Raw genomic sequence first — 7,161 nt, 5'->3', positions numbered from 1 at the left:
GCTTGTTCGGTACATGCTGCCGAATTGATCCGGAATGGTTTCACGAAAGACTCCGTGCTGCCTTCCACTTTCACTTCACTTTCCACGGTGCTTGCTGCGGACCACACAAAATATTTTCCATCCGTGATGACAATGGCTGCGGATTTCATTGCTGGATTTGATTGAAGCAAGGCAGTAGCCCCGTCGGCTGTGGTAAATACACCGTGTTGCTTCGCATAAAATTGAGTCGGTGTTGTCGTATTTGGCGGTGCAGTCACCTCGACTTGTTCTGGTTTGTCAGTCGTTGCGGATGTCTCAGGAGTCTCAGCTTTCGAATTATCCTGCCACTGAATAAAGATTGCGAATATGCCAATCGAAACAGCTCCGATAAGAAAACCATGTATGATTGCCAATGTGTATGAAAACTTTGAGAACGTTTTTGAAAGACGCAATTGATCACCCCGTTTTTCTTTAACGCTACCATTTGAGCAATAAAAAAAGACAAGACCGGTGTCGGCTTGTCCAAAAAAGTTTTCGAGTTAAACTAACAAATTTATATACCAATCGAGTATTTGTTTCCCATAAAAATAGACAACGATGGCTGCGAGTGCAATAGACGGACCAAAAGGCACTGGCGTTTTGCGCCCTTGTTTTGAGCGGCGCAAGTGAATAACGCCAACGATTGCACCAATAAATGCAGCAAAGAACAATGTCAATAAAGTCGGAATCATTCCAAGCACAAGACCGATGACCGCGAACAATTTAATATCGCCACCACCCATTCCGCCTTTCGWCAAAATCGCAATCAGTAACAGGATTCCAAAGCCTCCGGCAGCACCAATGATGCTGTCCCACCAAGGCTCTAGTGGAGATAAAATCCGCGCAATAATTAATAAAACACCAAAGAACAACAGGACTTTATCTGGGATAAGCATATAAGCAAGATCTGATACCGTGATGATGACGAGCATCGATATAAACAAAATTGCAACAATCAGTTCCCACGAGAAACCTAGTTGATAGAATGCGAAGGCAAACAAACCTCCCGTCACAAGTTCTATCACGGGGTAAATCCAATTGATTTTTGTCCCACATCCCCGACACTTCCCTTTCAGGAAAACAAATGAAAATACCGGAACCAAATCTTTGATCGTCAAACGTCGATCGCAAATCGTGCAGTGCGACGGCGGCGTCACAATCGATTCATTTTTCGGTAAACGCAATCCGACGACATTGTAGAAAGAGCCAAAAATAAGTCCGTATATGAAAAATAATGTTGTATATAGAATGTCCATACATACCTCTCAATCACACAAAAACTGGAGGCAACGTACGCTCTCCAGTTTTTGTTTCGTTATTTTGGAATGACTAGAGTTGAATTTGCTACGATTTTGTTTGAATGTAAACCGTTTGCTTGTTTGATTTTCCGTTCGCCTGATCGATCTCCATAGTATTCAATAGAAATAGAGTATAATGTATCGCCAGGTTGAACTGTGTAGGTTTGTGATTCAAAATTACTGGATACCGTGTCTGAATCGGAAGTTGCTTCTTCATCCATTTCATTGTTCTCGATAATCTGACCTACCACCATTGCAGTTTCATCTTCACTCGACTCTACTTCTCCAGTAACAACACCATTATTCGCAGGAAGCGGATTCCCTTTTTCTGCTGGAGGTGGTGTATCAACTTTAGGACCTTCTTCGAGTAGTTCGGTTAGGTCTGGTCGATAAAATGCAGAGAATGTCAGCGTCAGTTGTAATTTCTCATCTTCTTGTTCATCGGTTGTCACTTCACCAGAAGAGCTGAACTGAATCGAATCAACGATTAATACGCGATCCAATTTTTCAAGTTCATCGATGAAAGTCTCCAATGTCGTATAGGTAGGCGTTTCAATCGACAAACTCACAAGAAGTTCCTGAAGTGTCTCAACCCCTTCTGGAGGGGATTCAATGACAAATGGTCCTTCTGTAAAGCTCACAGATTGAACAAGTGACTGTGAGACAACTTCCGCTTTCTCAATTTGCAATAAAACAAGTTCCGATAATGGATCAACGGGCACTTTCTTTTGTAATTCAAGCGAACTGACGACTGGAATTTCAGGCTGATCAGCCAGTTGTTGTTCCAGCGCAAACAATACTTGTCGATCCGTTGTGAGCGTCGTTTCAGCGACAGCTAAACTCTCTTTTTTGGGAGAGTAGAATGTGAAATATGAATAGGTAAGAATTGCTATACAAAATAAACTGGATAGCACGATCAGGCCGACTTCTTTTTGTTTACGTGTCAGACTACTCATTTACATCATCTCCTTGCGCATCGTCTCCAGGAGGTTGCGTTTCAGTTACAGGTGGCTCAGCTGGCTGTTCATCCGCTGGGGTTTCCCCTTCAACAGGAGGTGCATTCGGATCCACTGGTACCGCAGTCCCTTCAGCTGGCATACGTGTATCTAAAAAAGTGATTGAGTATGAAGCTAAATAACGGGGCATAACAGGTTCGACTGGTGTCGCAGTGCCATCAGTTTCTTCTTCCTTTGTTTCTTCCAACGGTTGATATGTAAGGGTTGATAAGCTAACGGCAGTAATCATCTCAGATGCTTTTAATTGGGTTAAATAAAACGCTGCTTCACGCGATGTATCAAATTGCACGTCAACTAGTGCTTCACTTGGTGATGTAAACGAAAAGTTCATGAAAAATCCTCGTTCAGGAAGTAGTGAAGTTAGTTCTCTAATTAAAGGTAAAGTATCATATTGATAAGCTTCCGCCCAATCAACTGTTTTTTGCAGCTTTTGAGTATCGTTCAATGCTTCCGTTGTCAGCATCTGTTCTTGAATGGCAGCTTGCTGACTGGCAACCTCTACACTTTGGGCAATCAGCACTTGTGCCTTGTTCTCATAAGAATTTCCTAGGAAATAAAAAACGAGCCCTCCGAATAGGCCGATGATAATCAGTAAGATGGCAGCCACGACAAAGGCGGGACGATCCCGTTCTTTTTCGGAAAGTAAATTAATATCGACTAACATCCTTACACCTCTTTCAACGCAAGTCCGAGTGCTCGATTAAAGCGTATCGGGATGGCTTTTCCATCTTCCATATAAATCTTTTCGCGAACAACTGTGGAAGTATGAACTTCGAACTGGAGTTCCATTTGTCGCAATAGTTCTTCCCAATTATCCATTTCACCGTTAAGCAAAATATGTGTGATGCCTTCATTTCCTTGGTTCATATTGTAGCGATAGAAATTGATGAGCTTTGAGACTTCAGATAGAAGTGAGTCCATCTTTGATGTTTGTGCTCCACTGAAGAAATTCGACTCGTCAGGTTCATTCACTTCAACAGGTCGCATGAATAATGGGAAATGTTGATGGAAAATCGAAACGGTATATTTATCGTTTTTAACATCCAATAGTAAAATATGCTCTTTACCGGTATAGGCATATTGGGAATATGCCAAACGATACAGGGCAAGTGGTCCAATATCGGCCACAAGAGGTTTCATTTTGACGTCTTCAAAAGCGTCTTCATATGTATTTAAAATGCTCTCTTTAGAAGCAATCAATATCGCTTCTTTTGTATCAGTTGATGCAGTGTAAGGGACCACATCAAATACGGGGTCTTCAAAAGGTAAATAAAGTGTCGAACCAATTTCAATAAAGAAGTGGCCTTTCAACTCATCACTTCGAACATCGGGAGGATATGATAGTTTGCGGATAATCACATATTCGTCTGGTGCTAAGAACCGAACGGATTTGCGGGAAAGCTTCCATTCTTCCACAGCCTCGCACAAAATAGACACCAGCGTATCCGCGTCCACAATTTTGCCATCCGTAACAACGCCAGGAGGCAAAGAACGCTCCTCTGCACAAACTACATGCAAAGGAGACGTTGACTTCACTTCCACCATTCGGATCGCATCTTCTTCAATTGTAACCGTCGCCACGCGTGAGCGTTTGTTTAGGAACGAAGGTGTGAAATTCATGGGATCAGCTCCGAGGTAATTATTTTATATCAGTACCTGTAAAATCTTTATTTGCTATTTTACCCAATTTAGCGTTTGTCAGTGCAGTTTTAATTTCATATTTCCCATCAGTTGTAGCACCAGAGATTGTATTTCCTCCCGACACTTTAGTAATGACCACAGCATCAGCAAGAGATCCTTTATCATCCAAGTAAGTTTGTGAGAGTAATGTTCCTACCGTTACAGTTGCTGTTGCATTTGCTGGAGTTTCCCCTTTAGGATTTTCTGTAAAATAAACATTAGCTGCAGCTAATGCATTTTGATAATCCGATTTAACCGCGCCATTACGACTATTTTCAATAATATTACCAATTGCCGGAATCGCAATTGCTGCAACAATCGCTAAGATAACGATTACTGCAAGAAGCTCAATTAATGTCAAACCTTTTTGTTCTTTTAATTTGTTTTGAATGAATTTTCTCATCCTATAAGCCTCCCTTTTTCTATAAAATGGTACTTATACCAGTACAATTTCATAATAGCACCTTTATATGTCGAAATATATAGATAAATAGACTTTATGCTCATTTTTATTATATTATTTTTGAATTATTTACATATTATCTACATTCTCAAATAGACCAAACATTGGTAATAAGATTGCCAGAACGATAGTACCAACAAGTCCTGCTAATAAGACAATCATCAAAGGTTCAATCAGTGCTTTGAGCTTATCAGTTTCCGCATCGACTTCTTTTTCATAGAATTCAGCAACCCGCTCTAGCATGTGATCAAGAGCGCCAGTTTGTTCCCCAATCGAAATCATGTGGGGAATCAATGGCGGGAATGCCCAATGACTCATCATTGGTCCTGTCATCGACTCTCCTCTTTCTAGCCCGTCTCGAGATTTAAGAATCACTTTCCCTATTACTTCGTTACCAACTACACGCTCAACCATAGTTAAAGCAGTTAAAATAGGAACTGAGCTGGAATATAGTGAACTTAATGTCCGTGTCATTCTGGCCAGGGCGGCTTTTTTTAAGATGTTGCCAAAAATAGGCATACGTAATAAAAAAGTATCAAGCATGTAACGTCCCTTTTCATCTCTTCGCATTAGCCATAAACCACCTACTAATATCGCAACTATCGCAATCAATATATACCAATAATTTTGTACAAAATCACTTGCACCCATTACGAATCTGGTGATGAGTGGCAATTCCCCACCAAAATCATTAAACATTTCAACGAACATTGGAACGATTGACGTCAACAGGAATATAACTACCCCTACCGCCAATACAGCAACAATAATAGGATAAGTCATTGCAGAAACTACTTTTTGACGGGTCACATATGCTTTTTCAAAATGAGTTGCCAAACGATCTAATGATTCATCGATTGATCCAGTTAACTCACCCGCTTGCAAAAGGTTGATGACGAGCGGTTCAAAAATCCTAGGAAATTTCCGAGCTGCATCAGATAAAGAATTACCGCTTTTTAAATCATCAGCAATTTCAACCAGTGCACGTCGTAAAGCTTTTGACTCTACTTGTTGAGATAGAATGACAACGGAGTCAACTATCGTTACACCTGCACGCATTAACGTGGCGAATTGTCTCAAAAACATGATGAATTGTTCCCGCTTGACGGGATTCCCGATGACAATATCTTTTTGAAGAGCAGTTTCAGCCATTTGTTTGATTTCAGTGATGCGAATGCCTTCGTCACGAAGTTTCACGATTGCCTCACGTTGGTTCGCTGCTTGAATAATTCCTTTTCGCACAGCTTTACGGTCACGACCTACATATTGAAAGCGCGCCATTAATGCTCGTCCCCTTCAAGGTACGGTTGTGCCGCTACTTGTGTAATTTGGCCGGACTCTACTAGCTCTTTTAAGGAAGTTGACATCATGTGCATGCCAGCAGCTCGATTCGTCAAAATAACGTTCGGAATTTGATGTACTTTCGCAGTACGGATCAAGTTAGAAATTGCTGGATTTGTAATCAAGATTTCAGTAGCCGCTCGACGACCTTTGCCATCTGCTGTCTTGATTAATCGTTGACTAATTACCGCTTTCAACACGCCACCAAGCTGAGTACGTACTTGCGCTTGCTGTTCTGGTGAAAACACATCGATAATACGTTCAATCGTCGATGCGGCACTTGACGTATGTAAAGTACCCAAAACTAAGTGACCAGTTTCAGCCGCTGTTATGGCAATACTGATGGTTTCCAAGTCACGCATTTCCCCTACGAGAATGACGTCTGGATCTTGACGTAGTGCTGCACGAAGACCATTCGAGAATGATTTAGTATCAAATCCGACTTCACGTTGGTCAATAATACTTGTTCCATGTTCGTGCATATACTCAATCGGATCTTCCAGCGTAATGATATGTAAGTTCATATCCGTGTTCATATGTTTGATCATCGCAGCTAACGTAGTCGACTTCCCAGAACCAGTTGGACCTGTTACCAAAATAAGCCCTTGCTTCGTTTCCGCTAATTTCTTCAGCGTATTCGGCATTTGCAATTGCTCGACTGTCGGAATGACTTGCGGAATGGTCCTAAAAGCAATCGAAATCTTGCCTTTTTGATGAAAAGCATTCACACGAAAACGCGCTATGTTTTCAACTTCGTGTGAGTAATCCAACTCACCTTGCTCCAAAAACGTATCCCATAACTTATCGGGTGTAATTGCTTTAGCCATATCCCTCGACATTTCCGGGGTTATTGGAGTGGAACCGAATTTGACAAGTTCTCCTTGCACACGAAATACAGGAGGAACGCCAACTGTTATATGAATATCCGATGCTTTTTGTTGAAAAGCATTGGTTAATAAAATATCTACTGATTCTCTCATTTTCTCACCTAATCTTGGAGGGCAACACGCAGAATTTCTTCTGTCGTTGTTTGGCCATCTCTTACTTTCATCAGTCCGTCGTCTATTAAGAAGATGGTGTCATTGGCTTGGGCAATTTCTCGAATTTCTGCTGCAGTACCACCTCGGTTGATGACACTTTTAATTTGGTCATCAATGATTAGTACTTCATGAATGGCCATACGACCACGGTAACCTGTCATGCCGCATGATGGACACCCTTTTCCTCTTGAAACCGTTTGAATTTCTAGTCCACGTTTCTGGAAAATATCAATTTCACGGATAGTAGGCTCCTGTTTCTCTGCACAATCACGACAAACTTTACGTACAAGACGTTGTGCCACAAC

At 41.4% G+C, this 7,161-nt stretch carries 9 protein-coding genes; all 9 read right to left on the bottom strand.

Annotation, left to right across the window (positions count from 1 at the left end):
* Positions 1 to 431, bottom strand: a 431-nt coding sequence (locus tag AC1DSB_RS11750; RefSeq protein WP_477586767.1) for a hypothetical protein, incomplete at its 3' end; no start/stop codon positions are given.
* A gap of 87 nt (positions 432 to 518) precedes the next feature.
* Entirely contained in the window at positions 519 to 1,274 is a 756-nt protein-coding gene (locus AC1DSB_RS11745) for a prepilin peptidase (protein WP_477586766.1), read from the bottom strand.
* 59 nt (positions 1,275 to 1,333) lie between these two features.
* A complete protein-coding gene (locus tag AC1DSB_RS11740; RefSeq protein ID WP_477531869.1) occupies positions 1,334 to 2,272 on the bottom strand; it encodes a LysM peptidoglycan-binding domain-containing protein in 939 nt (312 codons plus the stop codon).
* Positions 2,265 to 2,996, bottom strand: a complete 732-nt coding sequence (locus tag AC1DSB_RS11735) for a hypothetical protein (protein WP_477531870.1) — start codon at positions 2,994 to 2,996, stop codon at positions 2,265 to 2,267. Before AC1DSB_RS11735 ends, AC1DSB_RS11740 begins: the two co-directional genes overlap by 8 nt.
* 2 nt (positions 2,997 to 2,998) lie before the next feature.
* Entirely contained in the window at positions 2,999 to 3,952 is a 954-nt protein-coding gene (gene pilM, locus AC1DSB_RS11730) for a type IV pilus biogenesis protein PilM (RefSeq protein WP_477531871.1), read from the bottom strand.
* 19 nt (positions 3,953 to 3,971) lie between these two features.
* Positions 3,972 to 4,415 (bottom strand): prepilin-type N-terminal cleavage/methylation domain-containing protein, encoded by a 444-nt coding sequence (locus tag AC1DSB_RS11725; protein ID WP_477531872.1) that lies wholly within the window; start codon positions 4,413 to 4,415, stop codon positions 3,972 to 3,974.
* A 129-nt stretch (positions 4,416 to 4,544) separates the two neighbouring features.
* Positions 4,545 to 5,756: a type II secretion system F family protein gene (locus tag AC1DSB_RS11720; RefSeq protein ID WP_477531873.1), complete on the bottom strand. Its 1,212-nt coding sequence runs from the start codon at positions 5,754 to 5,756 to the stop codon at positions 4,545 to 4,547.
* The gene (locus AC1DSB_RS11715; RefSeq protein WP_016426779.1) at positions 5,756 to 6,796 is read right to left on the bottom strand and encodes a type IV pilus twitching motility protein PilT; all 1,041 of its coding nucleotides are present in this window, start codon (positions 6,794 to 6,796) and stop codon (positions 5,756 to 5,758) included. Before AC1DSB_RS11715 ends, AC1DSB_RS11720 begins: the two co-directional genes overlap by 1 nt.
* An 8-nt stretch (positions 6,797 to 6,804) precedes the next feature.
* Positions 6,805 to 7,161, bottom strand: a 357-nt coding sequence (locus tag AC1DSB_RS11710) for an ATPase, T2SS/T4P/T4SS family (RefSeq protein WP_477586765.1), incomplete at its 5' end; no start/stop codon positions are given.

The sequence above is a fragment of the Paenisporosarcina sp. P4_E4_2 genome (assembly GCF_056401595.1).
This window is presented reverse-complemented; position numbering and strand designations above follow the sequence as displayed.